The organism is Streptomyces sp. NPDC087787 (assembly GCF_044743035.1).
Lineage (GTDB): Bacteria > Actinomycetota > Actinomycetes > Streptomycetales > Streptomycetaceae > Streptomyces.
This window is the reverse complement of record NZ_JBIUVQ010000011.1, coordinates 65,588-92,047: the sequence shown is the minus strand read 5'-3', so window position 1 is coordinate 92,047 and position 26,460 is coordinate 65,588. Positions and strand designations below refer to the sequence as shown.

Annotated in this window: 21 protein-coding genes; 10 read left to right on the top strand and 11 right to left on the bottom strand. The window is 72.5% G+C overall.

The window, feature by feature from the left end; all coding sequences use genetic code 11:
- The first annotated feature begins 242 nt into the window (after nt 1-242).
- Nucleotides 243-1,868, top strand: coding sequence for a DUF5691 domain-containing protein (locus ACIOWN_RS18925; protein ID WP_401982825.1), 1,626 nt, complete (start codon nt 243-245; stop codon nt 1,866-1,868).
- Between the two features lie 107 nt (nt 1,869-1,975).
- On the opposite strand, the gene ACIOWN_RS18920 is transcribed toward ACIOWN_RS18925, so the two are convergent.
- On the bottom strand, nt 1,976-2,392 hold the full coding sequence (locus tag ACIOWN_RS18920; protein WP_100569825.1) for a cobalamin B12-binding domain-containing protein: 417 nt from the start codon (nt 2,390-2,392) through the stop codon (nt 1,976-1,978).
- Between the two features lie 491 nt (nt 2,393-2,883).
- On the opposite strand from ACIOWN_RS18920, the gene ACIOWN_RS18915 reads away from it, so the two are divergent.
- Together ACIOWN_RS18915 and ACIOWN_RS18910 are read left to right on the top strand one after the other, a co-directional pair.
- Entirely contained in the window at nt 2,884-3,750 is an 867-nt protein-coding gene (locus ACIOWN_RS18915) for an alpha/beta fold hydrolase (protein ID WP_362346532.1), read from the top strand.
- Between the two features lie 191 nt (nt 3,751-3,941).
- A complete protein-coding gene (locus tag ACIOWN_RS18910) occupies nt 3,942-5,393 on the top strand; it encodes a M23 family metallopeptidase (RefSeq protein WP_401982824.1) in 1,452 nt (483 codons plus the stop codon).
- A 17-nt stretch (nt 5,394-5,410) separates the two neighbouring features.
- On the opposite strand, the gene pcrA is transcribed toward ACIOWN_RS18910, so the two are convergent.
- On the bottom strand, nt 5,411-7,900 hold the full coding sequence (gene pcrA / locus ACIOWN_RS18905; RefSeq protein ID WP_401982823.1) for a DNA helicase PcrA: 2,490 nt from the start codon (nt 7,898-7,900) through the stop codon (nt 5,411-5,413).
- Between the two features lie 260 nt (nt 7,901-8,160).
- On the opposite strand from pcrA, the gene ACIOWN_RS18900 reads away from it, so the two are divergent.
- Together ACIOWN_RS18900 and ACIOWN_RS18895 are read left to right on the top strand one after the other, a co-directional pair.
- A complete protein-coding gene (locus tag ACIOWN_RS18900; protein WP_401982821.1) occupies nt 8,161-9,543 on the top strand; it encodes a C40 family peptidase in 1,383 nt (460 codons plus the stop codon).
- A 102-nt stretch (nt 9,544-9,645) separates the two neighbouring features.
- The gene (locus ACIOWN_RS18895; RefSeq protein ID WP_401982820.1) at nt 9,646-10,608 is read left to right on the top strand and encodes a tellurite resistance/C4-dicarboxylate transporter family protein; all 963 of its coding nucleotides are present in this window, start codon (nt 9,646-9,648) and stop codon (nt 10,606-10,608) included.
- A gap of 3 nt (nt 10,609-10,611) precedes the next feature.
- Here ACIOWN_RS18895 and ACIOWN_RS18890 read toward each other — a convergent pair whose 3' ends face one another.
- Complete coding sequence (locus tag ACIOWN_RS18890; RefSeq protein WP_362346541.1) at nt 10,612-10,965, bottom strand: hypothetical protein; 354 nt, start codon at nt 10,963-10,965, stop codon at nt 10,612-10,614.
- Nucleotides 10,966-11,351: 386 nt separating this feature from the next.
- Between ACIOWN_RS18890 and ACIOWN_RS18885 the strand changes: the two genes are divergently transcribed.
- The gene (locus tag ACIOWN_RS18885; RefSeq protein WP_401982818.1) at nt 11,352-12,428 is read left to right on the top strand and encodes an NlpC/P60 family protein; all 1,077 of its coding nucleotides are present in this window, start codon (nt 11,352-11,354) and stop codon (nt 12,426-12,428) included.
- A gap of 90 nt (nt 12,429-12,518) precedes the next feature.
- Here ACIOWN_RS18885 and ACIOWN_RS18880 read toward each other — a convergent pair whose 3' ends face one another.
- Nucleotides 12,519-13,238, bottom strand: a complete 720-nt coding sequence (locus tag ACIOWN_RS18880; protein WP_362346543.1) for a response regulator transcription factor — start codon at nt 13,236-13,238, stop codon at nt 12,519-12,521.
- Nucleotides 13,238-14,527: a PspC domain-containing protein gene (locus tag ACIOWN_RS18875; protein WP_362346544.1), complete on the bottom strand. Its 1,290-nt coding sequence runs from the start codon at nt 14,525-14,527 to the stop codon at nt 13,238-13,240. Before ACIOWN_RS18875 ends, ACIOWN_RS18880 begins: the two co-directional genes overlap by 1 nt.
- A gap of 222 nt (nt 14,528-14,749) precedes the next feature.
- Between ACIOWN_RS18875 and ACIOWN_RS18870 the strand changes: the two genes are divergently transcribed.
- Together ACIOWN_RS18870 and ACIOWN_RS18865 are read left to right on the top strand one after the other, a co-directional pair.
- Nucleotides 14,750-16,237 carry a PspC domain-containing protein gene (locus ACIOWN_RS18870; protein WP_362346546.1) on the top strand — a complete coding sequence of 496 codons (1,488 nt, stop codon included), beginning with the start codon at nt 14,750-14,752 and terminating at the stop codon, nt 16,235-16,237.
- On the top strand, nt 16,224-16,463 hold the full coding sequence (locus tag ACIOWN_RS18865) for a hypothetical protein (RefSeq protein WP_100569817.1): 240 nt from the start codon (nt 16,224-16,226) through the stop codon (nt 16,461-16,463). The genes ACIOWN_RS18870 and ACIOWN_RS18865 overlap by 14 nt, the downstream gene beginning before the upstream one ends.
- A 1-nt stretch (nt 16,464) precedes the next feature.
- Here ACIOWN_RS18865 and ACIOWN_RS18860 read toward each other — a convergent pair whose 3' ends face one another.
- The 3 genes from ACIOWN_RS18860 to ACIOWN_RS18850 form a co-directional block, all read right to left on the bottom strand.
- Nucleotides 16,465-17,001, bottom strand: a complete 537-nt coding sequence (locus tag ACIOWN_RS18860; RefSeq protein ID WP_401982817.1) for a DoxX family membrane protein — start codon at nt 16,999-17,001, stop codon at nt 16,465-16,467.
- Between the two features lie 210 nt (nt 17,002-17,211).
- Nucleotides 17,212-18,483: a hypothetical protein gene (locus ACIOWN_RS18855; protein ID WP_362346549.1), complete on the bottom strand. Its 1,272-nt coding sequence runs from the start codon at nt 18,481-18,483 to the stop codon at nt 17,212-17,214.
- Between the two features lie 216 nt (nt 18,484-18,699).
- Nucleotides 18,700-19,500 (bottom strand): class II aldolase/adducin family protein, encoded by an 801-nt coding sequence (locus ACIOWN_RS18850; protein ID WP_401982816.1) that lies wholly within the window; start codon nt 19,498-19,500, stop codon nt 18,700-18,702.
- 217 nt (nt 19,501-19,717) lie between these two features.
- On the opposite strand from ACIOWN_RS18850, the gene ACIOWN_RS18845 reads away from it, so the two are divergent.
- A complete protein-coding gene (locus ACIOWN_RS18845; RefSeq protein ID WP_362346551.1) occupies nt 19,718-20,191 on the top strand; it encodes a pyridoxamine 5'-phosphate oxidase family protein in 474 nt (157 codons plus the stop codon).
- Nucleotides 20,192-20,203: 12 nt separating this feature from the next.
- Here the strand turns inward: ACIOWN_RS18845 and guaA are convergent, their stop codons facing one another.
- Nucleotides 20,204-21,784, bottom strand: coding sequence for a glutamine-hydrolyzing GMP synthase (gene guaA / locus ACIOWN_RS18840; protein WP_362346553.1), 1,581 nt, complete (start codon nt 21,782-21,784; stop codon nt 20,204-20,206).
- Between the two features lie 376 nt (nt 21,785-22,160).
- Here guaA and ACIOWN_RS18835 point away from each other — a divergent pair, with 376 nt between their 5' ends.
- A complete protein-coding gene (locus ACIOWN_RS18835) occupies nt 22,161-22,472 on the top strand; it encodes a chorismate mutase (protein WP_362346555.1) in 312 nt (103 codons plus the stop codon).
- Nucleotides 22,473-22,942: 470 nt separating this feature from the next.
- On the opposite strand, the gene ACIOWN_RS18830 is transcribed toward ACIOWN_RS18835, so the two are convergent.
- Nucleotides 22,943-24,739 carry a GMC family oxidoreductase gene (locus tag ACIOWN_RS18830; RefSeq protein WP_362346557.1) on the bottom strand — a complete coding sequence of 599 codons (1,797 nt, stop codon included), beginning with the start codon at nt 24,737-24,739 and terminating at the stop codon, nt 22,943-22,945.
- 93 nt (nt 24,740-24,832) lie between these two features.
- Complete coding sequence (locus ACIOWN_RS18825; protein ID WP_362346559.1) at nt 24,833-26,446, bottom strand: succinic semialdehyde dehydrogenase; 1,614 nt, start codon at nt 26,444-26,446, stop codon at nt 24,833-24,835.
- Nucleotides 26,447-26,460 lie beyond the last annotated feature (14 nt).

Sequence of the window (26,460 nt, the reverse complement as noted above, 5' to 3'; positions counted from 1 at the left end):
CATCCGTGACATCAGCCCTGGCAGCGGCCTCGGAATGTCCGGCAAAGGAGTGACGTCACCGCGCTACGCGGGGCACTGCCGGCGCAGCGGGAACCTCTCACCCAAAAGGCGCAAAATATCAGAGAGTATCCCATCTGAATATCTTTTCTCTTTCGCATCACGCATTTGTTCCACCCCAGGGGAAACCCGGTCCATGTGACCCTTCAACCACTCCCGGGCAGCCGGCGACGGAAAGGAAGCTCATGATCAGGAACTCCACCCCGCCGGAGGCGCCCGCCACGGGCGCCTGGGAGGAGTTGGTCACCACCGCCCTGCTCGGCACGGACCGGCGCACGCCCCCGGCCGGCGCGCCCGGACGGACGGCGCCGGTGGCGCTGCTCGACGCGGCGGCCGTGCAGACCGTGCGGCGGCGTGCGGGGCTGCGCCCCGCTCCGGCGGCCCGGCGCCCGGAGCCCGCACCGGAGGATCCGCGTCCGCCGCTGCCCGCGGCTGCGGGCCGCAGGCTCGCCATGCTGCTGGCCGACCGGCCCGGTGCGTCGGGCGGCCGCAGGGGCACGGCACCGGACCTGATGGAACTGCTGCCCCAGTGGCTCGCGGCGGCGAACACTCACGGGTACGCCCCGCCCCCGGAAGCGCTGCCCGCCCTGCTGGACGCCGCGCGAAGCCGTACGGACCTGCGCCCGGCCGCACTGGCCTTCGGCGGCCCGCGCGCACGGTGGCTGGCGGGACTGAACCCGGACTGGCGGTTCGCCCTGCGCGCGGCCCCGGGCGCCGCCGCGCCGGCCGGCTCCGAGGAAGCCGGCCGCGTCCGGAGGCTGTGGGAGGAGGGCCTGTTCGCGGAGCGGGTCGCGCTGCTGGCATCGATACGTTCGCGCACGCCCGCGGCCGCACGCGAACTGCTCGCCGGCTCCTGGGCCACCGAGCGGGCCGAGGACCGGCTGATGTTCCTCGACTCCCTGCGGACGGGGCTCGGACCGGACGACGAGGCGTTCCTGGAAGAGGCCCTGGCCGACCGCAGCCGCAATGTACGGTCCACGGCCGCGGAGCTGCTCTCGGCGCTGCCCGGATCCGCGCTCGCCTCACGGATGGCCGGCCGGGCCCGCTCCTGCGTGGCCGTCGACCACACACGCGGGGCACCGACGCTCGTCGTCGAGGCACCGCACGAATGCGACGCGGCCATGGAGCGCGACGGCATCGCCCCCAAGGCTCCGGCAGGGCGGGGCGAACGATCTTGGTGGCTGGGCCAGTTGGTGGAGGCGGCACCGCTCGCGACCTGGCCCGGACGGCTGGGCGGGCGCACACCGCGGGAGATCGTGGCCCTTCCGGTCGCGGACGGATGGCAGGGCGAGCTGCACGCCGCCTGGTGCCGGGCGGCGGTGCGGCAGCGGGACGCACAGTGGGCGCGGGCGCTCCTCGGACCGCCCGCCGCCTCCGACGCCGGCGGTCCCGGCGCGGTGTCCCTGGCCGAGCGCGCCAAACTGCTCGGCACGCTGGACGCCGCCGAGCGGGCCGACTGGGTGGCCGGATTCATCGCGGCACACGGACTGCCCGAGGCGTTTCAACTGCTCGGGGTGTGCGCGGTGCCGTGGGCGGCACCGCTCGGACGGGCGGTGGTCGACGCGCTCAACATCGCGCGGGACGCAGGGAGTTACCCATGGAGTTTCAGTGGAGTGATGGGGCTTGCCGAGCGGTGCCTGGATCCCGCGGAGGCGAGCCGGCTCGACGGACTGCTGGCGGTTCCGGACGAGGCGGAGGACGCGTCGCCGGGGGCCGGAGGCTACTGGGCGGAGGCATTCCAGCGGCTCGTGACGACCTTGCGGCTGCGCTCCGCCATGGCCGGCGAACTGGAGGCGGCGCGGGCCGGCTGAGTCCCGCTCCGGGTGAGGGCGGGTCTCCCTGGGGGCCGCGCCCCCAGGCCGAGCCGCTCGCACCCGGCCGGCGCCGCGTGACCCCGCGGGAGCCGCCGGTGGCGCCCCTACGCCTCGGCGGGCTGGCGGACGTTCGCCCTGACCCAGTCGACGATCGACTGGGTGGTCGCGCCCGGGGTGAAGATCTCCGCGACACCCTTCTCCTTGAGCGGCGGAATGTCCGCCTCCGGGATGATGCCGCCGCCGAATACGACGATGTCCTCCGCCTCGCGCGCCCTGAGCAGTTCGATCACCGCGGCGAACAGGGTGTTGTGCGCGCCCGAGAGGATGGACAGGCCGATCGCGTCGGCGTCCTCCTGGATCGCCGTGTCCACGATCTGCTCCGGGGTCTGGTGGAGCCCGGTGTAGATGACCTCCATACCGGCGTCGCGCAGGGCCCGCGCGATCACCTTGGCGCCCCGATCGTGGCCGTCGAGCCCCGGCTTGGCCACCACCACGCGGATCGGACCGGCTGCCACACCCATCACTGCCTCCATGAAGCGACTGCATCCATCCGTACCGACAAGTACCGCACACGCGGCACGGACACCCCGCACCACACCGGCCGGGTAAGTGAACGAACGTTATCGCCAGCATCCCGCACCCGGCAGTTTCACGACGCAGAGGGAGGGGGAAATCACATGGTGGGACATTCCCCCGAGTTCACCGGGCAGGGGGGACCCGCAGGCCGCGCACCGTTCCCCGTCCGTGCGGCCCGAGCGCCGCACTCCTGTGCCGCGGCGCGCGGAGCACTGCGGGAGCAGACACGACGGGAGCCGCGACGAGGTCGCCGCACCACCGCGCCGCAGGCCGCGCGCCGCGGTGGTGCGACGTATCGGCGAGGGCAGGAAGGGCACCCGGGACCGGTGGGGCACGGCAGCGCGAAACCCGCCCGGCCGGCCGCCCCCACCGCGACTGCCCACGAGGGCACACGGGGGACAGGGCCGTCCTCCAGCGTGCCGACAGGAGGTCGGCCATGAAGGTCACCAGGGTCGCGGACCCCATTCTCCCGCTCTGCCGGTGCCTGCTGCCGTGCAGGCTGGCGGGGCTCTCACTGGCTCTGCTGAAGGCGACCGCCCTGGAGCTCGCGATCCTCGCGGGCCATCTCCTGCTCTATCCCTCGGGCATCGTCCAGGAGCGCCGCGGCGCCTCCGGCGCGCTCCCGGAGCCCGGTGGCGCCGCCCAGCTGCCGGCCGAGGCCAAGCCACCGGTCGTGCTGCTGCACGGGTTCATCGACAACCGCTCGGTGTTCGTCCTGCTGCGCCGCAGCCTCGCCCAGCACGGCAGGCAGCGCGTGGAGTCCCTGAACTACTCACCGCTGACCTGCGACATCCGCACCGCGGCCGAACTGCTCGGCCGCCACATAGAGGAGATCTGCGAGCGCACCGGCAGCAGGCAGATCGACGTCGTCGGGCACAGCCTCGGCGGGCTGATCGCCCGCTACTACGTGCAACGGCTCGGCGGCGACCTGCGGGTCCGCACCCTCGTCACCCTCGGCACCCCCCACTCCGGCACCCGGGTCGCGCCGCTGGCCAACGCCCATCCGATCGTGCGGCAGATGCGCCCCGGTTCCGAGCTGATCGAGGAGCTGTCACGCCCCGCGCCGGGCTGCAGCACCCACTTCGTCAGCTTCTGGAGCGACCTCGACCACCTGATGGATCCGCTGGAGTCGGCCTGCATCGACCACCCCGACCTGAAGGTGGAGAACATCCAGGTGAGCGGAATCGGGCATCTCGCCCTGCCACTGCACCCCGCCGTGGCGACCGGGATACGAGAGGTCCTCGACACCGCACGGCCCGGGGACCCGACCGCCAAGCGCGCCGGCGGAGTGACCGTCGCCTGACAGCCGGCCCCTTGAGATCGAACGCAGCTCGAACACAAAGTTAAAGCCGTCTCCACACACCGGCGAAACACGGCTGAATGCCCGTTTCCCGCATCGGGGAAACCTGCGGAAGATTGTCGCGCCCTCATACCGCCGGGTACAGTCACCGCACTGCTCTGCCAGCCCCTGTTGTCGAGGCGAAAGAGAAGTTGGTGAACGACCGTCACCCGTCGGGGAGCGCGACCGCCCCGGCTCCGGCCTCCGATGCCGCCTCGACGCCCTACGCGTCGTACGACGGTCAGGAAGCCGCGTACGGCGACTTCACCGCCTACGGCGACTACGGCGCCACCGGTTTCCACACCGGCACGTACGCCCCGGCCGACTACGCCGCCGACCACCTCCACGAAGGCTTCACGGGCGCCGAGGCGCACACCACGGGTACGTACGACACCGCCGGCTGGGCCGCGAACGGCCACCAGAGCCCGGACTACGACCCGTACGCGGCCCAGCACCACACCGCCTACGACACCGGCGCGTACGACACCACCGCCTGGGCGACGGGCTACCAGCAGCAACTGGCCTCCGTCCCGGCGCAGTCCGCCCCGGTCGACACCAGCGGCCAGTGGGACGCGCACACCTGGCTCCAGCCGGACCAGCCGGCCGTCGCCGAAGCCACCCAGCAGTGGGACTGGAACACGCAGGCCTTCGACACCGGCGCGTACGACGCCACGCAGTGGAACGGGGACGCGACCACCACGGTCGCCGAGAACCTCGACGCGGCCGAGCCGCACGAGCCTCACGGCGACCTGGCGGAAGAGGAACCGGCCGCCACCGTCGAGCCGGACGCGGCACCGCCGCTGCTCGACGACGAGGAAGAAGTCACCCCCGCCCCGCCTCCCGCTCCGCGAGCGGCCTCCCGGGCCGCGGGCCGCTCCCGGCGCCGCCCCCCGGCCAAGCGCTCCGCACTGCTCACGGTGGCCGTGCCCTCGGTCTGCGTGATGGGTGTCGCCGGAATCGCCGCGGCCTCCGTGGGCGGACTGACCGAGGACGGCAAGGACAGCGCGGCGGCCACGCCTGACGCGCACCCGGTCAAGGCGTCCACCGCCAACAACAAGCTGGACACCCAGCTGCAGAGCGTGTCCGCAGGGGCGAACGACTTCGCCGACCGTGCCAGCCGGTACCAGGAGCGCATCGACCTCAAGGCGCAGCAGGAGTCCGAGAAGAGGAAGGCGGCGGAGGAGGCGGCCCGGCTGGAGCGGCTGCGGCCCAAGTTCGCCGTCCCCGTCCTGCAGAGGGGCCTCAGCGCCTACTTCGGCCAGGCCGGCGTGAACTGGATGTCCGTGCACACCGGCATCGACTTCCCCGTGTCGTACGGGACCTCGGTGCTGGCCGCCACCGACGGCACGGTCCGCACACAGTGGAACAGCGCCTACGGCAACATGATGATCGTGACCGCGATGGACGGCACGGAGACGTGGTACTGCCACCTCTCCAGCTACCAGGTCCCCTCCGGTACGACGGTGAAGGCCGGACAGCCCATCGCGTACTCCGGGAACTCCGGCAACTCGACGGGCCCGCACCTGCACTTCGAGGTCAGGCCCGCGGGCGGGTCGCCCATCGACCCGCTGTCGTGGCTGCGCAGCCACGGCCTCGACCCGACGTAGGCCCCGCCCCGCCCTCGCTACAGCTTCTCCACCGGCGCGTACCGCAGCAGCAGCCGCTTGGCCTTGCCGTCGCCGAAGTCGATCGTCGCCTGTGCCTTGTCGCCCGTGCCCGCGACAGCCACCACCGTGCCGAGGCCGAACTGGTCGTGCGTGACCCGGTCTCCGACGGCGAGGGCCGCCACCGGCTTCTCCGAGGTGCGGCGGGTGGCGAAGCCCGAGGCGCCGGACGCTGACGAGCGGGAGCGGGACGAGGACAGCGAGGCCGCCACCGAGGACGCCGGACCGGAGGACGCGAAGCCCGAGCCGCCCGTACGCTTCCAGTCCACGTGTGCCGTCGGGATCTCCTCCAGGAACCGGGAGGGCGGGTTGTACGACGGCTGGCCCCAGGCGCTGCGCATCGCCGAGCGGGTCAGGTACAGCCGCTCCCGCGCGCGGGTGATGCCGACGTAGGCCAGGCGCCGCTCCTCCTCCAGCTCCTTGGTCTGGCCGAGGGCCCGCATGTGCGGGAAGACGCCGTCCTCCATGCCGGTCAGGAAGACCACCGGGAACTCCAGGCCCTTGGCGGTGTGCAGGGTCATCAGGGTGATGACGCCGTCGCCGTCCTCCTCGTCCGGGATCTGGTCGGAGTCGGCGACCAGGGCGACCTGCTCCAGGAAGTCGGAGAGCGCGACCGGCTCCCCCTCACCACGCTCCTGCTCGAACTCCAGGGCGACGGCGGCGAGTTCCTGGAGGTTCTCGATACGGGTCTCGTCCTGCGGGTCGGTGGAGGCCTGCAACTCACCCAGGTAGCCGGTGCGTTCCAGGACCGCCTCCAGGACCGTGGCCGGTCCGGCGCCCGACTCGACGATCGTGCGGAGGTCCTCCATCAGCGTGTTGAACCGCTTGACCGCGTTCGTGGAGCGCGCGGCCATGCCGTAGGCCTCGTCGACGCGGCGCAGCGCCTGCGGGAAGCTGATCCTCTCCCGCTGGGCGAGGGCGTCGATCATCGCCTCGGCGCGCTCGCCGATGCCCCGCTTGGGCACGTTGAGGATGCGGCGCAGCGGGACGGAGTCCTCCGGATTGGCCAGGACCCGCAGGTAGGCCAGGACGTCCCGGACCTCCTTGCGCTCGTAGAAGCGGACGCCGCCGACGACCTTGTAGGGCAGGCCGACGCGGATGAAGATCTCTTCGAAGACACGGGACTGGGCGTTGGTGCGGTAGAAGACGGCGACGTCGCCGGCCTTGGCCTCGCCCGCGTCCGTGAGCCGGTCTATCTCCTCGGCGACGAAGTGCGCCTCGTCGTGCTCGGTGTCGGCGACGTAGCCCGTGATGCGGGCGCCCGCGCCGGCGTTGGTCCACAGGTTCTTGGGGCGGCGGGACTCGTTGCGCTCGATGACCGCGTTGGCGGCGGACAGGATCGTCTGCGTGGAGCGGTAGTTCTGCTCCAGCAGGATCGTCGTCGCGTCCGGGTAGTCCTCCTCGAACTGGAGGATGTTGCGGATGGTCGCGCCGCGGAAGGCGTAGATCGACTGGTCGGCGTCACCGACGACGCACAGCTCGGCCGGTCGCAGGTCGTCCTCGGCGGGCGGCACGCCGGCCACGTCCGGGGAGGGCTCGCCGGTGCCGACCAGCTCCCGTACCAGGGCGTACTGCGCGTGGTTGGTGTCCTGGTACTCGTCGACCAGGACGTGCCGGAAGCGGCGGCGGTAGTGCTCGGCCACGTCCGGGAAGGCGCGGAGCAGGTTGACCGTCGTCATGATCAGGTCGTCGAAGTCGAGGGCGTTGGCCTCGCGCAGCCGCGACTGGTAGAGGGCGTAGGCCTGGGCGAGGGTCTTCTCGAAGCCGTCGGTGGCCTGGGCTGCGAAGTCCTCCTCGTCGATCAGCTCGTTCTTGAGGTTGCTGATCTTGGCGCTGAACGACTTGGGCGGGTAGCGCTTGGGGTCGAGGTCCAGGTCGCGGCAGACCAGGGCCATCAGGCGCTTGGAGTCGGCGGCGTCGTAGATCGAGAAGGAGGACGTGAAGCCGAGCTTCTTGCTCTCCCGGCGCAGGATGCGCACGCACGCGCTGTGGAAGGTCATCACCCACATCGCGCCCGCGCGCGGTCCGACGAGCTGCTCGACGCGCTCCTTCATCTCGCCGGCGGCCTTGTTGGTGAAGGTGATCGCCAGGATCTGGCCGGGGTGGGCGCCCCGCTCGGCCAGCAGGTGCGCGATCCGGTGCGTGAGCACACGGGTCTTGCCGGAGCCGGCGCCGGCCACGATGAGCAGCGGGGAGCCGGAGTGCACCACGGCGGCACGCTGGTTGTCGTTCAGCCCCTCCAGGAGCGCGGCCGCGTCCACGACCGGCCGGTGGGCGCCGTCGCGGTAGTAGGCGTCCCGGTCCGGGGGCACGTCGAACTTCCCGCCGAACAGGTCGTCCGGAACCGGCTCCGGAGCGTGATCGTCCTCGGGCGGCGGCGGGGGCTCTTCCTCGTGGCCGCGGGGGGCCTGGAGATCCGCCAGGAAGCTGTCGTCAAAGAGGCTGCTCATCGCTCTACGAGTCTAGGGCGCCCCACCGACAACCCGTGGCCGCCCCGGAAAGATGACCGTTCGACGGGGCCGAGACGAAGGTCACGAAAACGTATCGGACATACCTCGCATCAACCTTCACACACGCCACACAAGTTGGTTAGCGTGCGGTCTGACCGCATGATCGTCACCGGGGGACTCGCCTGACGACGCGGCCTCCACGCAATCCACCCGCCCTCGACGGCCAACCGGCAGGCGGACGATGGAAGGAGTCGCCTCCCTTGGCGTCGCACAGCAGCACGCGGCCCGCCGCGACGCCCGGACCGGGCACGCGCGGGTCGGACGGCGCCGGGCCGAGCCCGGAGGAGATCGAGAGGAAGCTCGACTACCTGTACGGCCGGGCGGGGTCGTCCACCGCGCGGAGGGACACCGCGGAGAAGGACGGCGCCCAGAAGAGGGGGGCGAGGCAGCGCGGGCTGGTCGCCGCGCTCCTCGACGACGTCGCCAAGCGCACCGACATGCTCGGCAGGGCGCGCGAGATGCTCGGGTCCTTCGCGGCGGCCCCGAACCGCAGCGGTGACGGCACCCCCGAGACCGCCGCCCTGCTGCTCACCGAGACCCCGCAGGGCTACTTCGACCAGGCCCAGCTGATCGGCCGGCTGAACGCACGCCGCGAAAGCCTGGCCGACGGTCCCGGCACGCGTCCGCCCGCGCCCGGGGCCGCGGCACCTGTTCTTCCCGAGCCTTCGGACGAGCAGCAGCACGACATCGGCGCGTCCAAGGCGGCCGTCCAGCGGAAGCTGGCACACGCGCGCGTACTGCTGTCCGCACACCACGCGCACGAGGCAACCCCCACGACCGAGCCCGCCCCGCGGCCGCAGACGGCGGAGAACGCGCAGAACACCACCACCTCGACTCGGCAGACCGACAGCACGACCTCCGGGACCCCGACCGGCATGTCCCCGGAGCACGCGGCGGGCGAGTTTCCGGAGGAGACGCCCGGCGTGTTCCCGGAACAGGCGACCGGCGCGTTCCCGGGGCAGACGGCCGGCATGACCCTGGAGCACGCGGCCGGCGGGTTTCCGGAACAGGCGACTGGCGGGTTCCCGGTGCAGACGCCCAACCTGGCCCCGGAGCAGGCGGCTGCCGTGTCCCCAGGGCACGCGCCCGGCATGTCCGAGCAGACGGCCGGCATGACCCCGGAGCACGCGGCCGGCGGGTTTCCCGAGCAGGCATCCGGCGTGTTCCCGGAGCAGGCATCCGGCGTGTTCCCGGGGTGGGCGCCCGGTTCCACGGCTGCGACCAGGGCGGATCAGGCCCTCGCCTTCGCTCGTGAACAGATCGGAAAGCCGTACGTGTGGGGGGCGGCGGGTCCGGGGTCGTACGACTGCTCCGGTCTCACCCAGGCCGCCTGGAAGGCCGCGGGTGTCACGCTGCCCCGAGCGGCCCGCGACCAGGCCCAGGCCGGTACGGCGGTTCCGCTCTCCGAGGCCCGGCCCGGCGACCTCGTCTTCTTCGCCTTCCTCGACGACGCGGAGCACGTCGGCCTCTACGCCGGTGACGGCGTGCTGATCCACGCGCCGAGGCCCGGCGACCGCGTCCGCGAGGAGTCCGTCCACCACGACGGCGCATCGGCGGCGCACCGCGTGGTCCGGCCGGCCTGAGGGCGGCCCGTCCCGTCCGGCAGGCCGCCGGCGGACCGGTTTTCGCAGGCACCCGCGCGCGTGCCCCGCGCGTGGGCGGGCGAAGCTCCTTAGCATCGGGCCATGCCCGGCACCTCACCCTTGCGCGCCTGGTTGGCGCAGCGCCCTCCGGCGGCCGGCGCCGCCGTGATGGCCACCGGCATCGTGTCGGTCGCCCTGCATCTGGCGGGCTACGAGCTGCTGTCCCGCGTGATCCTCGCGCCGGCGTGCTTCGCCTGGCTGACGCTGGCGGCGGACTTCGTCCTGCGGCTGCTGGGCGACCGGTCGCGGTGGATCAAGGACGCGGGGACGCCGGGCGCCCTCACCGCCGTCGCGGCGACGACCGTGCTCGGGACCCGTTTTGCGTCGCTGGGGTGGCAGACGCTCGCGGAGGCGCTGCTCGCGCTGGCCTTCGTACTGTGGCCGGGGCTGCTGGTGCTGGTGGTCCGCAACTCCCGGCGGCCGATGCCCGGAGCGGTGTTCCTGAGCTGCGTGGCGACCGAGGGCCTGGCCGTGCTCGCCGCCACGCTGGCCAGGACGCAGGGGGTGGCCTGGCCGGCGTACGCCGCGCTGGTGCTGTTCTGGATCGGGCTCGCGCTGTACGTCTTCGCGCTGTGCTGCTTCGACCCGCGGCAGTTGCTCGAAGGGCACGGGGACCACTGGATCGCGGGCGGCGCCCTGGCGATCTCGGCACTCGCCGGCGCACGGCTGGTCACCGTCGGCTCGGGCAGGTACCTGTGGGACGGCGACGACAGCGATGTCCTGCGGACGGTGACCCTGGCGCTCCTCGTACTCGACCTGTGCTGGTACGCCGTCCTGGTCGTCGCCGAACTGGTACGGCCCCGGCCGCGCTACGACGTGCGCCGCTGGTCGACCGTGTTCCCGATGGGCATGACGGCGGCGGCGAGCATGTCCGTCGCGACCGCCGCGAACCTCCCGTCGTGGGGGCTCGGGGAGGTGCTGCTGTGGATCGCGGTGGCGGCGTGGCTGGCCGTCGCCGCGGGCGCGGTCCTGGAGGCGCGCAAGGAACTCAGGGCGCTGCGCTGACCGTCACGTCCACAGCACGGCGATGAAGATGTTCGCCATGGTGAGCCCGCCCACCAGGCCGAACAGGCTCTTGTCCACCTTCTCGTCGTCCCGCTTGACGTAGACGAGGCCGAGGATCACGATCAGCAGCGCCAGCTTCACGCCGATCTTGATGTTGTCGACGTGGTGGCCCTGGGCCTGGTTGAGGCCGACCAGGACCACGCCGGTGACCAGCATGGTCAGCGCGCCGTGCAGCATCGCCGGCACGAACCGGGCCGTGCCCCGGCCCATCGCCTTCATCTGGGTGAGGAAGCCGCCGAGCAGTGCGGCGATACCGATGATGTGCAGACCGACGAAGAGATGGATGAGTACGTCCATGACTCGGCAGCCTAACCAGCGGTCTGCCCGCCCCGGGCACCGGCCCGTCCCAAGCGATCCGCATATATGCGAGCCATAGCACCTCGTCCGGCCCGAATGCCCCGGAAACCCCCGCATCGGTCATCGCAGCACGCGAAGGCGGCGTCCCAGGAACCGATTCGCGGTCACATACGGTCAGCCCGCGATCCGCTGGCGCCACTTCCGTACATGACCTCACCAAGCGGTCACCGAGCGGCTTAGCTCCTCCCCCAGGTGACCGGCTTCACCGCCGCCCGGGCCAGGGGCGGCGGCCGGACACCACCGCCGAGAGGTCCGGCGGCGGGCCGCTCCCCTGTGCGGCCCGCCGCCGGACCAGGACCCCGCCTCAGCAGGCCGGCAGAAAGGACGTGACGCTCCAGGTGGCAGCGCACCGCAGGCTCCGACAGCGCAAGCTCGGAGGGAGCACCGTCCGTACGGCCGCCACGATCGCCCTCGCGGGCGCCGCGACGGCGACCGGCTTCGACGGCACCGGGCACGCCGCTCCGCGGCCGGCGCCGGAGCAGATCAAGGCCACGGTGGACAGGCTCTACCGGGAGGCGGAGACCGCCACCGAGAAGTACGACGGGGCGAAGGAGAAGGCGGACACGGCCGAGAAGCGGCTGAGGGAACTGGGCGACGAAGCCGCCCGCAGGCAGCAGAAGCTGAACACCGCCCGCGACGCGCTGGGCACGATCGCCGCGGCGCAGTACCGGGACGGCGGGATCGACCCCGTGGTGCAGCTGCTCCTGTCCGACGACCCCCGGCAGTACCTGGACGGGGCCGAGTTCGCCGAGCGGGCCGGTGTCCGGCAGACGGCCGCCGTGTCCGACGTGCGCCGGCAGCTACGGGAGATCGGCCGGCTGCGGGGGGACGCGCGGATCGAGCTGACCTCACTCCGCTCGCGGCAGGCGGAACTGCGACGGCAGAAGAAGACGGTCACCACCAAACTGGACGAGGCCCGGCGGCTGCTGGCGGGACTGCCCCCGCAGCAGCGCGCCGCGATCGCCCAGGGCGGGGGCACGGGGCACGCGACCCGCCACGGCTCCGGTGGCCGGGATCCACTCGTCGGTGACCCGGCGGCGGTCACCGCCCCCGGTGCCCGCGCGGCGACGGCCGTCGCCTACGCCTTCCGGAAGCTCGGCAGCCCCTATGTGTGGGGCGCGACCGGGCCCGACGCCTTCGACTGCTCGGGCCTGATCCAGGCCGCCTACCGCTCGGCCGGGGTGGCGCTGCCCCGCACCACCTACGCCCAGATCAACGCGGGCCGCCGTGTCCCGCGCTCCGCTCTGCGCCCCGGCGACCTGGTCTTCTTCTACTCCGGTGTCAGCCACGTCGGCCTCTACGTCGGCAACGGCCAGATGATCCACGCCCCCAACCCCTCGGCCCCGGTCCGCCTGGCCCCGATCGACCAGATGCCTTTCGCGGGGGCGACCCGGGTGGCATGAGGGGCGCCGGGTATGAGGGGCCGCCGGGCCGGGATGCGCGCCGGCGGTCGGCGGCATCCACTCGCAAGGCGTGCCTACCGGCGGCGAAGGTCACACCAGCCGGCGTGCCGTCGCCCAGCGGGTCAGCTCGTGGCGGTTGGAGAGCTGAAGCTTCCTCAGCACCGCGGAGACGTGGGACTCCACCGTCTTGACGGAGATGAAGAGCTGCTTGGCGATCTCCTTGTACGCGTAGCCGCGGGCGATGAGCCGCAGCACCTCGCGCTCACGCTGGGTGAGGCGGTCGAGGTCCTCGTCGACCGGCGGGGCGTCGGTGGAGGCGAAGGCGTCGAGGACGAAGCCGGCCAGGCGCGGGGAGAAGACGGCGTCGCCCTCCTGGACCCTGAAGATCGAGTCGATCAGGTCGGTGCCCGTGATCGTCTTCGTCACGTAGCCACGCGCTCCGCCGCGGATCACGCCGATCACGTCCTCCGCGGCGTCCGACACGGACAGCGCGAGGAAGCGCACGGGCCGCTCGGTGTCGGCGGTCAGCGCGGCGCAGCGCCGCAGCACCTCCACTCCGCCGCCCCCGGGCAGGTGGACGTCGAGCAGGACCACCTCGGGCCGGGTGGCGGTGATGACCGTGACCGCCTGGTCGACGTCCGCGGCCTCGCCGACGACCTCCACGCCCGTCTCCTCGGTCTGGCCGATCTCGGCCTGGACCCCGGTGCGGAACATGCGGTGGTCGTCGACGAGGACCACGCGCACATGCCGCCCGCCGGTCCCCGCCGTCTCCGCTCCCGCCGTACCGTTCGCCTCGGTCGGGTCGCTCATCACGTGTTCTCCGCCCTCTCCATCTCCAGCTCGACCTCCGTGCCGCCGTCCGGCACGGCCCGCAGCCGGGCCGTCCCCCCGTTGCGCTCCATGCGGCCGATGATCGATTCTCTGACGCCCATCCGGTCGGCGGGTATCGCGTCCAGGTCGAAGCCGGGTCCGCGGTCCCGGACGGACACGAAGACGGTCCTGCCCTCGACCTCGGCGTAGACCTGGACGGCGCCGCCCTCGCCACCGTACTTGGCGGCGTTCACCATGGCTTCCCTCGCGGCCTGCATCTGGGCACCGATCCGGTCGTCGAGCGGGCAGTCGCCGACCACGACCACCTCTATGGGGACGCCGTGCTTGTCCTCGACCTCGGCGGCGTTGCGCTTGACCGCCTCGGCGAGGGTGGCCGGTTCGTCGGCCTCGTCCTTGCCGTTGCCCTCCGGCTTGTAGAGCCACGCGCGCAGGTCGCGCTCCTGGGCGCGGGCGAGGCGGCGCACCTCGCCCGCGTTCTCCGCGTTGCGCTGGATCAGGGTCAGGGTGTGCAGCACCGAGTCGTGGACGTGGGCGGCGACCTCGGCCCGCTCCTGGGCCCGGATGCGCATCAGGCGCTCCTCGGAGAGGTCCTGGGTCATGCGCACGAGGTAGGGGCCGGCGAGCAGGGTTATGCCGACCAGGACGGCGAGCGCCGCCTGGAGGACCGAGCCGAGGTGGGCGGCGGACCCCTGCATCACGAATATGGCGGAGACGCCGGCCGTGACCAGCAGGACGCCCGCGCCGGCGCGGGCCAGGGTGAGCGTACGGCGGCGTCGGCCGACCTCGACCCAGCGGGCCCGGCGGGCGTTGTCCGCCTGGCGCCAGACCAGGGCGACACCCGCGGCGACGAGGACGGCCGGCAGGAGGTAGGCCTTCGCCCCGTTGCCCGGATTGATGCTGCCGACGAAGACCATCGCCACGACGACCATGAGGAGCAGGGCGACGATCTGGCCCTTGTCCGGCTTGCGGGCGACGATCCTGCGGCGGCCGTCCGGCGAGGTCTCGGTGGTGACGAGGGACGGCGGCTTCTGGTCGCCGACGCCGCCGACGCCGAGGGGCACGAAGAACCAGAAGGCCGCGTACACCAGCGCGCCGAGGCCATCGGCCATGAACAGGCCGACGAAGACCAGCCGCACCCAGACGACGGGCAGCCCGAGGTGCCCGGCGAGGCCCCGCGCCACTCCGCCGAGCCAGCGTCCGTCGCTGCTGCGGTAGAGCTTGCGCGGCGGCCGCGGGTCGTCGAGGGGCGCTGCTGCGGCTTCCGGCATGCCACTGATGGTCACACGCCCGGCGGTGCGGGAGCATCAGGGTCCGCCCCCTAGACTCCCCTGATCTTCGAACCTGCCCTTCCGGCCCGCTCTTCGCGGGCACCCTGATCGCGGCCCGGAAGCCGGTCGAACGCACCCCCGGCCGCGGCTCAGGGGCGAATCAGGGTTCGCCCAGGGTCGTCCCGGCTCCCGCCACGACCGCGCGCCCGTCACCATGGACGCATGACGAATCACCAGCACGCCGCGCAGAGGCCGGAGCCCGGCTCTTGCCCGGGCCCGTCCCCGGGCAACGGAGAAGGGGACGCCGTGCCCGGCGCGGGTGCGGGTGCGGAGCGCGACCGGGGGGCGACGCCGGGAACGCGCCTCGAGGCCGATACCGGGCCGGACGGCACCGAGGGCGTGCCGAGGTTCCGGCGGCACCGGGCGCACCGGATGATCGGCGGCGTCTGCGCCGGTCTGGGCCGGCAGTGCGACATGGACCCGGTGATCTTCCGGATCACGCTGGCCGTGCTGGCGGCGACCGGCGGCATAGGCCTCATCTTCTACGGCTTCGCCTGGCTCTTCGTGCCGTACGACGACGAGGACGAGAACGAGGTGCGCAAGCTCCTCACCGGCCGGGTGGACGGACCGGCGCTCGCGGCCGTGCTGTTCGCGCTGGTCGGCTGCGGGGTCTTCCTGTCCATGCTGGGCAACGGCAGCGTGCTGACCTTCGGCGTCGTCCTGTCCCTGCTGCTCGCCGGCGCCGGGTACTGGTCGCAGCACCGCGGGGCCCCCAGCCCCGATCCGCTCGCCGCCCAGGCCGTCGCCGACGCCCCGCCGGAGGCGCAGGCGCCGCCGGTGCCCGCCATCCACGCCTCCTGGTGGCGCGACCCGATAGTCAAGGACGGCACCCACGTCGGCGGCACGGGCTATCTGTGGGGTCCACAGGACGCGCGCGACCGGAACGACCGGGGTGGCCGGGACCGCTGGGACCTTCGGGACGTCTCCGCTGCCGTCAGCATCGGCCTCGGCGCACGCGCCGGCACGCACGGCGGCGCGTGCACGCGTCCCGTACGCACCGAGCCGCTCCGCCCCCGCGGCCCGCGCGGGATCGGCGGCTGGGTGTTCCTGCTGGCCCTGACCGCCGGCGTTCTCGGCACCCGCCTGACCTGGGACAACCACGCCCTGAACACCAGCCTCCAGACCGGTCTCGCCTGCGCGCTCGCGGTCCTCGGCCTGGGCATGGCGGTGAGCGCGTTCCTGGGGCGGACGGGCTTCGGTTCGATACTGCTGGCCCTGGTCACCGCGGCGCTGCTCGCCGCTTCCACGGCACTTCCGAAGGACGTCACCACGCAGTGGGGGCACCGCACCTGGCAGCCCGCGGCGACGGCGGACGTCCGGCCCGAGTACCGCCTCGGCACCGGGGAGGGCACCTTGGACCTGACCCGGATACGCCTCGGCAAGGGAGCGACGGTGACGACGAAGGCACAGGTGGGAGCGGGCCGGCTGCGAGTGATCGTGCCCGCGGGTATGACCGTGCGGGCGAACATCGAGGTGGGGCTCGGCGACATCCAGCTGCCGGGCGACTCCTCACAGGACGTGGACGTCGCTCCGGGCCGGCGCCAGCAGGTCACGCTGCCCGCGACCGCGGGCGGCAAGGACGCCGGGACCGTGGACCTCAGGCTCCACGTCGGCATGGGACAGGTGGAGGTGAACCGTGCTGCGCCATGAGTTCCAGCCGGGGAAGCTGGTGTCCGGTGTCTTCCTCACCGGCGCGGGCGTGGTCTACGCGGGAGACGCGGCCGGCGCCTGGCACGTCCCGTCGTTCCTGCTGGTCCCGATGGTCGTCGGCGGCCTCTGCCTGGGCGGTGCGGCGGCGGTGGTGAACAGGGCCGTGCGCAGGGACCGCGACGCCCGCCGGACTCCCGGCGGAGCGGGAACGGGAGGGACGGGCTGAGCTACTGGTACTCCCCCGCCCGTCGTCGGCGCCGTGCCCGCAGCGCGGCGTCGGCGGAGAGCATCGGGGCGCCGGCGAGGACGAGGGGCAGCCAGGCCATCAGATAGGCGAGGTCGTTGCCGTAGTAGTAGGGGGTGGTGGGCCAGCTGACCGTGAGCCACAGGCTGAGGGAGATCAGCGCGCCGCCGAGCGCGGCCAGGCGGCCCAGCAGACCGATCAGCGTTCCGAGGCCGACGGCCAGTTCGGCGAAGGCGATGGTGTAGCCGAAGCCGACCGGGTTCTTCAGGGCCAGGTCGACCAGGGCCGGGACGGCGGCGGTGTCGCGGACCGCGCGCATCGTCTCGCCGATCGACCCGGGGCCGGTGGCCTGCATGAAGCCGCTGGAGGTGAGCTTGTCGAGGCCGGCGTAGATGAAGGTGACGCCGAGGAAGACGCGGAGAGGCAGGAGGGCGTAGCGGGCCGCTGTGTCCCGCCAGTCCCGCCAGGTTCGGTTCGGTTCAGCTTGCATGGTCCGGGTCTCCGTACGAACGTGGGTCATCGCTGCGAGCCGCCTCTCACCGCCGTCGTATGCGCCCCTCAATCGACCATACGTATGCGAGGCAGGGCCCGCTCAATCCCACGGGGAGGTTTTTCCGGCTTACGCGTGACTTCAACTCATGCGTCCCAAGGAGTCGGAGTGCTGACGGCCCCTCCACAAAACCATCGCGCCCGATCCGCCGGAGGTGTCGCCCGTCATTCCGCTGCCCCGTCACTCCGTCACGTCGATCGTGTACCGGTTCGTCTCCACGCCCGCCGCCGTGACCACCTGTACCTCGACCCGGCCCGGTTCCACGTCCGCCGGGACGGGCACGGTCAGTGCCGTGTCCGTGGGGTTGCTGAAGCCGCCCGCGACCGGGACCAGGGGTACGTGCACGTTGACCGGGCCGATGCGGACCCTCATACGGGCCAGCCTGTCGGCTCCCTGGGCACCCGGCGGGACGAACCCGGCGCCCCGGATCTCGATGTCGTCGCCGGTCCGGATCGGCGCGTCCAGGTCCCCGGCCTCCCGGGCCCGCACCACCGACAGGACGACCGGCCGGCCGCCGTCCGCGTACTTGCCCGCCAGGTAGGTCGCCGCGGACACCAGCACCACCACCGCCAGCCCCCACGGCAGGTCGGGCAGCTGGTCGGGGCGCCGGGCCAGCCGCACCGCCGCGAACACCAGCGCGACGGCACTGATGACCACGTACTGGATGTCCGTGAAGGCGCCGCGTCCCGCGTCGTCGGTCAGCAGGTCGGCCGCCCGCGGCCGGTCCGCGCGCACCTTCTGGAGCCGCTGCCCCAGCACCCGCAGCCCGACCACCCGCCGCACCAGGACCGCGATTCCGCACACCACGGCGAGCACGGTGACCACACCGGCGCCGCGGGCCAGGTCCAGCCCGGCGATCAGGGCGTCGCGCTCGGTGTGGTCCGAGGCCGCGGCGAGCCGGCCCGCCAGCACCAGCACCGCGTACGCGACGAAGAGCACCCAGCCGGCGGCCACCGCTCGGGAGGTGGACAGCCGGTTGTCCTCGCCGATGACCGGGGCGAGCGCCCCGCCGCGCGCCCGGTGGAGCCAGGAGGCGGCCGTCAGCGCCCCGGCCACCAGGACGGCCGCCAACAGTCCCGCCGTCCGTGCGGTGCTCCAGCCCGCGCCGACCGCCGTCAGCGCCTGCACCAGAAGCAGCAGGACGACCACCGCCCACACCGTGTACGCCGTCCAGCGCCACAGTCGCGCCAGCCAGGCCCCTCCCTCGGCCCGCCCCCGCTCGGCGACGAGTTCCGCGGACTGCGTCAGCTCCTCCGAGACCCACTGCCGGGAGGCCGACGCCGAGTGCGCCACGGCCGCCGGCAGGCCGTGGCCCGCGGCGAACTCGTCCCGCTTGAGAAGGAACGCGGCAACAGCCTGCCGGTGTCCCGCACGCGCCCCGTGCGGGCAGTCCCCGCAGGTGCAGCCGCCCCCGTGGGCGCCCACGCCGCCTCTCGCCTCCTGCACCGCCACGCCCGACGCCCGCCTTCCCCGGATCCCGCGGCCCGGCCGCGGCAACAACACCCCTATGCAGAAAGCGAATTGTGCCCTATACCGCCCCGCTCGCGTTCGTCAGGTCCAGTCGGCGCGGGTGAAGCCGGGAACGCCGTGTTGACCCGGCCGCGCCCGGCTGCGCTGTTCTCCGCGGGGGCGGCGGGATGTCCGGAGATGTCCCGCACGCCGAGGGGCTCAGGTCAGCAGGCCGGGTTCGCTGCGGCTGATGTCCTGCCACAGGGGCTGGTAGTTGATCCACGCCACCAGGTCGCCACCGAGCTGCTCCCGGGTCGCGACCGCCGGTTCGTGGTCGATCAGGACCGGCCGGCCCGCCGCCCGGGCGGTCAGCTGCACCTGGCAGGAGCGTTCCATGGCCAGGAACCACCAGGCGGCGGCGTCCACCGAGTCGCCGACCGTCAGCAGTCCGTGGTTGCGCAGCACCAGCGCCTTGCGCGAGCCCAGCGCGGCCGCGATCCGGCGGCCCTCCTCCGCGTCGACGGTGACGCCGGTGTAGGAGCCGTAGACGGCGTGGTCCTCGTAGAAGGCGCAGCTCTCCTGGGTGATCGGGTCCAGGAGGTCGCCGAGCGCCGCCAGGGCGCGGCCGTGCACGGAGTGGCAGTGGGCGACGGCGACGACGTCCGGGCGGGCGGCGTGCACCTGGGCGTGCACGGTGAACGCGGCCTGGTTGACGTGGTGGCGGCCCTGGAGCACCTGCCCGTCCTGGTTGGCGAGCACCAGGTCGCTCACGGTGACGTGCTTGAACGGCATCCCGAAGGGATTGACCCAGAAGCAGTCGCTGAAATCGGGGTCGCGGGCGGTGATGTGGCCGGAGACGCCGTCCTCGAAGCCGTACCGGGCGAAGATCCGCAGTGCGCCCGCGAGCCGCTCCTTGCGGTACCGGCGTTCGTCGTCCGCCGACTCGTGCCTCGGCGGCATCGCGAACTGCAGCTTCTCGGTGGGCAGGGGCGGGGGCGGGGTGGGCGTGGGGCCGTGCATGGGACCTCCGTCGCTGGATCGACGACGTACGGGCCGGAAGCTACCGCCCGACGGGCCCGGATACGAGCGCCGTGCGGTGAAGATGCCGCGCGGTACACCGGCTCCGTGGCCGAAGGCCGCCGAACACCACCGGCTGCCCCCGCCTGCGTGCCGGCCGCCCCCGCCTGCCACCCAAAACCCGACAGGAGATGTCGGGTATCCGCGCCACACTCGGGGCATGGCGACGAACTGGGCGGCCTTCGCCGCCGCGGAACCCGAACTGTCCGCGACCGTCGCGCGGCGGTTCGGGGCGTTCCCGCACCACGTCCTGGTGACCCTGCGCGTGGACGGCTCCCCGCGCACCACGGGACTCGAGGTGCGCTTCCTGAACGGCGAGCTGTGGCTCGGCATGATGCCGGGCTCGCTCAAGGCGCTCGACCTGCGCCGGGATCCGAGGTTCGCGCTGCAGGCGAACCCGGGGCCGGACACCGCGATGGCCGGCGGTGACGCGCGGATCGCCGGGCGGGCGGTCGAGGTGGAGGATCCCGAGATGAAGGGCGCGTACGTGAAAGAGGTGGAACCGCCGCAGCCGTTCCACCTCTTCCGCACCGAGTTGACGGAGGTCGTACGGACCAGCGTCGAGGACGACACTCATCTGGTCGTCCGGGTCTGGAAGCCAGGAGAGCCGGTGCGGACTCTCAGGCGGACGTAGACCGGAGCGGGGTCACTCCCACTCGATGGTGCCCGGCGGCTTCGACGTCACGTCGAGGACCACGCGGTTGACGTCCCGGACCTCGTTGGTGATGCGGGTCGAGATCTTCGACAGCACGTCGTAGGGCAGCCGCGACCAGTCGGCGGTCATGGCGTCCTCGCTGGAGACCGGGCGCAGCACGATCGGGTGACCGTAGGTGCGGCCGTCGCCCTGGACACCGACGCTGCGCACGTCCGCGAGCAGGACCACCGGGCACTGCCAGATGTCACGGTCGAGACCGGCCGCCGTCAGCTCCTCGCGGGCGATGGCGTCGGCCTCGCGCAGCAGGTCCAGGCGCTCCTTGGTGACCTCGCCGACGATCCGGATGCCGAGGCCGGGGCCCGGGAAGGGCTGGCGCTGGACGATCTCGTCCGGCAGGCCGAGCTCCTGGCCGACCATGCGGACCTCGTCCTTGAACAGCTTGCGCAGCGGCTCGATCAGCTTGAACTCGAGGTCCTCCGGCAGACCGCCGACGTTGTGGTGCGACTTGATGTTCGCGGTGCCGGTGCCGCCGCCGGACTCGACGACGTCCGGGTAGAGGGTGCCCTGGACGAGGAACTCCACCGCCGGGCCCTCGTCCGCGATGATCTCCGCCTGGGCCTGCTCGAAGACGCGGATGAACTCGCGGCCGATGATCTTCCGCTTCTCCTCGGGGTCGCTGACTCCCTTGAGGGCGGTGAGGAAGCGCTCCTCGGCGTCGACGACCTTCAGCTGCACGCCGGTCGCGGCCACGAAGTCCTTCTCGACCTGCTCGGTCTCGCCCTTGCGCATCAGGCCGTGGTCGACGTAGACGCAGGTCAGCTGGGAGCCGATGGCCTTCTGCACGAGTGCGGCGGCGACCGCGGAGTCCACGCCCCCGGACAGTCCGCAGATCGCCCGCCTGTCGCCGACCTGCTCGCGGATGACGGCGACCTGCTCGTCGATGACGTTGCCGGTGGTCCAGTCCGGCTTGAGGCCCGCACCGCGGTAGAGGAAGTGCTCGAGGACCTGCTGGCCGTGCGTGGAGTGCATGACCTCCGGGTGGTACTGGACGCCGTACAGCTTCTTCTCGTCGTTCTCGAACGCGGCGACCGGGACGACGTCCGTGGAGGCGGTGACCGAGAAGCCCTCGGGGGCGGCGGAGCAGGCGTCGCCGTGCGACATCCACACGTCCTGCTCGGCCGGGGTGCCCTCGAAGAGGGTGGAGGAGGGCTTGGAGACGGCCAGTCCGGTGCGGCCGTACTCGCGGGCCCCGGAGTTGTCCACGGTGCCGCCGAGGACCTGTGCCATCAGCTGGAAGCCGTAGCACATGCCGAAGACGGGGACGCCGGACTCGAAGATCGCGCGGTCGAGGCGCGGGGCGCCCTCTTCGTACACCGAGGAGGGGCCGCCGGAGAGGATGATCGCCGCCGGGTTCTTGGCGAGCATCTCCGAAACCGGCATGGAGCTCGGCACGATCTCGCTGTAGACCCGTGCCTCACGGACGCGACGGGCGATGAGCTGGGCGTACTGCGCGCCGAAGTCGACGACCAGGACGGTGTCGGGGGCGGCGGCAGCGGGAGTCGCTGATGACACGGGGTGCCTTCCGGCGTCGGGGGGTCCTTGTGCGTATCGATTCTACCGAGGTGGCCGTGGGTGCCTCCCCGCGCCCGGAGACCGCCGTCCTGGGCCGCCCCGTCCTGGACCCGCGCCCGGCGACCCGTCCACCGCCCGTCTCATCATGCGAACCGTGTTGGACGCCGCGCCCGGGCGCGGCATACTGGCAGCATGCTCGCGCAGACGACCTTCACCTTTACCTATGGCGACCGGCCCACCGGCTGCCATGGTCGTGCTGCTTGAGCCACTGACAAGCACTTCCCAGGCGCCCCGGGCCGACAAGGTCCGGGGCGCCTGGCGTTGTGGTCCTTGTCCACCGGGGCACCGCGTCCGACATCACCGAGGAGCCCCCGCGATGACCGCCACCGCAGCGCAGACCCAGACCCCAGCCGCCACCGCCGCGAGCGGTGCCCGCACCGACGAGGCCGCGCACGTGATCACCGGCGCCCGGGAGCGCATCGACGCCCTCGACGACCGGATCATCGGCCTGATCCAGGAACGGATGGCCGTCTCCGCGGTGATCCAGCAGACCCGTATCGCCTCCGGGGGCCGGCGGGTGAACCTCTCCCGCGAGATGGAGATCCTCGGCCACTACAGGGACGCCCTGGGCAAGCCGGGCACGACCCTGGCGATGACCCTGCTGGAGCTGTGCCGGGGCAGGGCCTGAACCCTGCCGCACGGCACTCTCACCCGTACGGCGCGTGACCGCCGCGCGGGCCGCCTCGTTGTCCCGGTGTCCGTGCCAGCCAGGGGCGGGCCCGCAAGAACCACGCGTGGATCTCTCCGGAGCGATGAGGCGTGCGGATCGTGCCGTGCGTCGTGGGACCTCGCTCCAGGAAGTGACCGGACGGCAGGGGACAGCAGCCCGGTCACCCGGATGAGCGGCCGGCTCCGGGGACGCCCGGGGCCGGCCGCCCGGAACAGAAAGAAGGGCCCCCGCAGCCCAAGGCCGCGGGGGCCCTTCTCCTACGTGCGCACGGACACGGACCCCCGGAGATGTGATGCAGGACACACAGGAAACCCACCGACTCGCGCGCAACCTTTCCCGCCCTCCCCTTGTCACATCAGCAGACGGAGGAGGACCTGCGCCAGGAGGGGGGTGCAGGTCTTCTTTCTTTCCCGCTCCCTCCCGAGCCTTCAGACGGTCCGGGACTTCTTCGGCGGCACCGGCGGCATCCCCAGGAACGGCAGCCTCAGCGCGCCGAAGGCGTCCGCCGGAACCGCCGGATTCCGTGGCTCCACCGGCCGCAGACGCTCGTAGGCCGCCCCCTGCGCCGGACGCGGGTCGGCTTCGCCCTTGTTGGGCCAGTAGGACATCGCCCGCTCGGCCTGCGCGGTGATGGTCAGCGACGGGTTCACCCCCAGGTTCGCCGAGACCGCGGCGCCGTCGACGACCGAGATGCCGGAGTGGCCGTAGAGGCGGTGGTACGGGTCGATGACACCGGTCTCGGAGGAGGCGCCGATCGGGCAGCCGCCGAGGAAGTGGGCGGTGAGCGGAGTGCCCATCAGCTCGCCCACGTTGGACCCGGCGAAGCCGTTGATCTCGGCGGCGAGCGCACTGGCGCCCTCCGTGGCGGCCCTGATCTGCTGGGGGTTGGGCGTGCCGTGCCCCTGGCGGGCCGTGAGCAGTCCCCTGCCGACGCCGTCCGGTTTCAGGTACGTGGTCAGGGAGTTGTCCAGGGACTGCATCACCAGGCCGATGATGGTCCGCTCCGACCAGCGGCGGTTGGACAGGGAGCGCAGCACGAGCAGGGGGTGGCGGGCGGCGTTGGCCAGCCAGGCCGCCACCCTGGACGACCCCTCGGCGTAGGGGACCTGGAGGATCGACAGGCCGCCCATCGCGTTGGAGCCCTTGCCGTAGCGGACCGGCTCGATGTGGGTGTTCTCGTCGGGGTGGACGGAGGACGTGATGGCGACTCCGCGTGTGAAGTCCGCCCTCGGCTGCCCGGTCGCCTTGCGGTAGCGCCGGTCGCCGGTCTGGGCACCCACCAGCGCCTCGGAGTTGGTGCGGGTCAACTCGCCTAGGCGCGCGGACAGATGGGGCAGCCGGCCGCTAGCCCTCATCCGGTGCAGCAGCGTCTGGGTGCCGTAGGTGCCGGCCGCCATGACCACCCTGGGCGCGGTGAACAGGCGGCCGGTGCCCTTCTTCTTGTCGCCGGTGGGAAGCGTGGCGACCGCGTAGCCGCCGCGGGAGTCGTCCGTGACCGACACGACCGTCGTCATGGGGTGGACCACCGCGCCCGCCTTCTCGGCGAGGTACAGGTAGTTCTCGTTCAGGGTGTTCTTGGCGCCGTGCCGGCAGCCCGTCATGCACTCGCCGCACTCGGTGCAGGCCCTGCGGTCCGGCCCGGCCCCGCCGAAATAGGGGTCGGCGACCCGTTCGCCCGCCTTCGCCGTCGCCGTGCCGTCGGCGTCCTCGCCGTCGCCGAAGAACACCCCGACCGGCGCCATGTGGAAGGTGTCGCCGAAGCCCAACCGCTCTGCCGCGGCCTTCAGATGAACGTCGGAGGGAGTCGTCGTCGGGTTGAGCCGCACACCGAGCATGCGCCGCGCCTGGTCGTAGTACGGCTTCAGCTCGTCCTGCCAGTCGGTGATGTCCCGCCACTGGGGGTCGTCGAAGAAGGGTTTCGGCGGAACGTAGAGAGTGTTGGCGTAGTTCAGGGAGCCGCCGCCGACGCCCGCCCCGGCCAGCACCATGACGTTGCCGAGCAGGTGGATGCGCTGGATGCCGTACATGCCGAGCTTCGGGGCCCACAGGTAGTTCCTCAGGTCCCAGGAGTTCTTCGGCAGGGTCGCGCGGGTGAAGCGGCGTCCCGCCTCCAGGACACCGACGCGGTAGCCCTTCTCGGTCAGGCGGAGCGCGGAGACCGATCCGCCGAACCCCGAGCCCACGACGATGACGTCGTAGTCGTAGCCATGGCCGTCTTGAGACACGTGCTCTCCTCGTCGGAAACGGGTGCCGTCAGGGGCTCTGTCCAGGACTGCTGTCCAGGTGTGCTGTTCAGGGGTGCTGTCCAAGGGTGCGTTCTAGCGGAAGCGGAACGCCTTCATCAGCCTGAGGCTGCGGGTCATGAACGCCGCGTACCCCTCGTCGTCCATGCCGAGCGACGGGGCCATGGGCAGCAGCCGCTGGTGGGCCACGGTCTGGGCCTCGGTGTACTTGAGGACGCCCTCGGAGCCGTGCCGGCGGCCGAGACCCGAGTCCTTCATGCCGCCCATGGGCGACTGGACACTGCCGTAGGCGGGGGCGTAGCCCTCGTTGATGTTGACCGTGCCGGTACGCAGCCGGGCGGCGACCTCGCGGCCGCGGCGGGCGTCCTTCGTCCAGACGGACGAGTTCAGGCCGTACGGCGTGGAGTTGGCGCGCTCGACCGCCTCGTCGTCGCTCGTGAAGCGGTAGACGGAGACGACCGGGCCGAAGGTCTCCTCCGTGCACACGGCCATCGCGTCCTCGACGCCGTCGAGGATGGTGGGCTCGAAGAAGTACGGGCCGATGTCCGGGCGGGCGACGCCACCCGCCACCACCTTGGCGCCCTTGGCGACGGCCTCCTCCACGTGCCGGGTGACGGTGGCCAGTTGCCGCTCGCCGACCAGCGAGCCCATGTCGGCGCCGTACGCCAGGGACGTGCCGAGCCGCATCGCCCGCGTACGGGCGGCGAACCGTTCGAGGAACGCGTCCGCGACCGCCTCGTGGACGTACAACCGCTCGATGGAGATGCACAGTTGGCCGGCGGAGGAGAAGCAGGCGCGGACCGCTCCGGCCGCCGCCTTCTCGATGTCGGCGTCCGCGAGCACCAGCATGGCGTTCTTGCCGCCGAGTTCGAGGGAGACGCCGACCAGGCGGGCGGCGGCGCTCCGGGCGACCTCGCGTCCGGTGCGGGTGGAGCCGGTGAAGGAGACGTAGTCGGCGTGCTTGACCACCTCGGGGCCGACGACCGGGCCGTCGCCGATGACGACCTGGAACACCTCCGCGGGCAGCCCGGCCTCGATGAGCAGGTCGCGGGCCCACAGCGCGGTCAGGCAGGTCTCGGTGTCGGGCTTCATCACCACCGCGTTGCCCGCGACGAAGGCGGGCAGCGCGTCGCCGACGGACAGCTCCAGGGGGTAGTTCCAGGGGGCGATCTGGCCCACCACCCCGCGCGGGTGGCGCAGTTCGGTGACACGCGTGAGGGTGGGGATGGCGCCCGTGTGCCGTCTGGGCCTGAGGTAGGCGGCGGCGCGGCGGCCGTAGTGCCGGGCGGCGACGGCGACGGCCTGCACCTCCTCGTGCGCGTGCAGGCGGGCCTTGCCGGTCTCCAACTGGATCAGGTCGAGGACCTCGGCCTGGCGGGCGAGCACCAGGTCGTGGAAGTCGAGCAGGACGGCCGCGCGCCGCCGTACCGGCACCCGCGCCCACACCGCCTGGGCGGCGCGGGCGCGTTCGTAGGCGCGGGCCACGTCCTCGGGAGTGGACTCGGGCAGGTCGGCGAGCTTGTCGCCGGTGAACGGCGTGTGGTTGGCGGTCCGGCCGGATCCGGCGACGCCCTTGGTGAGCCGGGCGACCAGTTCGGGGGTCACCACGTCGTCGGCGGTGCGGACCCCCGCGGGGGCGGGGGCCTGGGGATTGGTGCCGGTCTTCGCCGGGGCCTGCGCGTCCGTCATGACGCGCAGGGTAT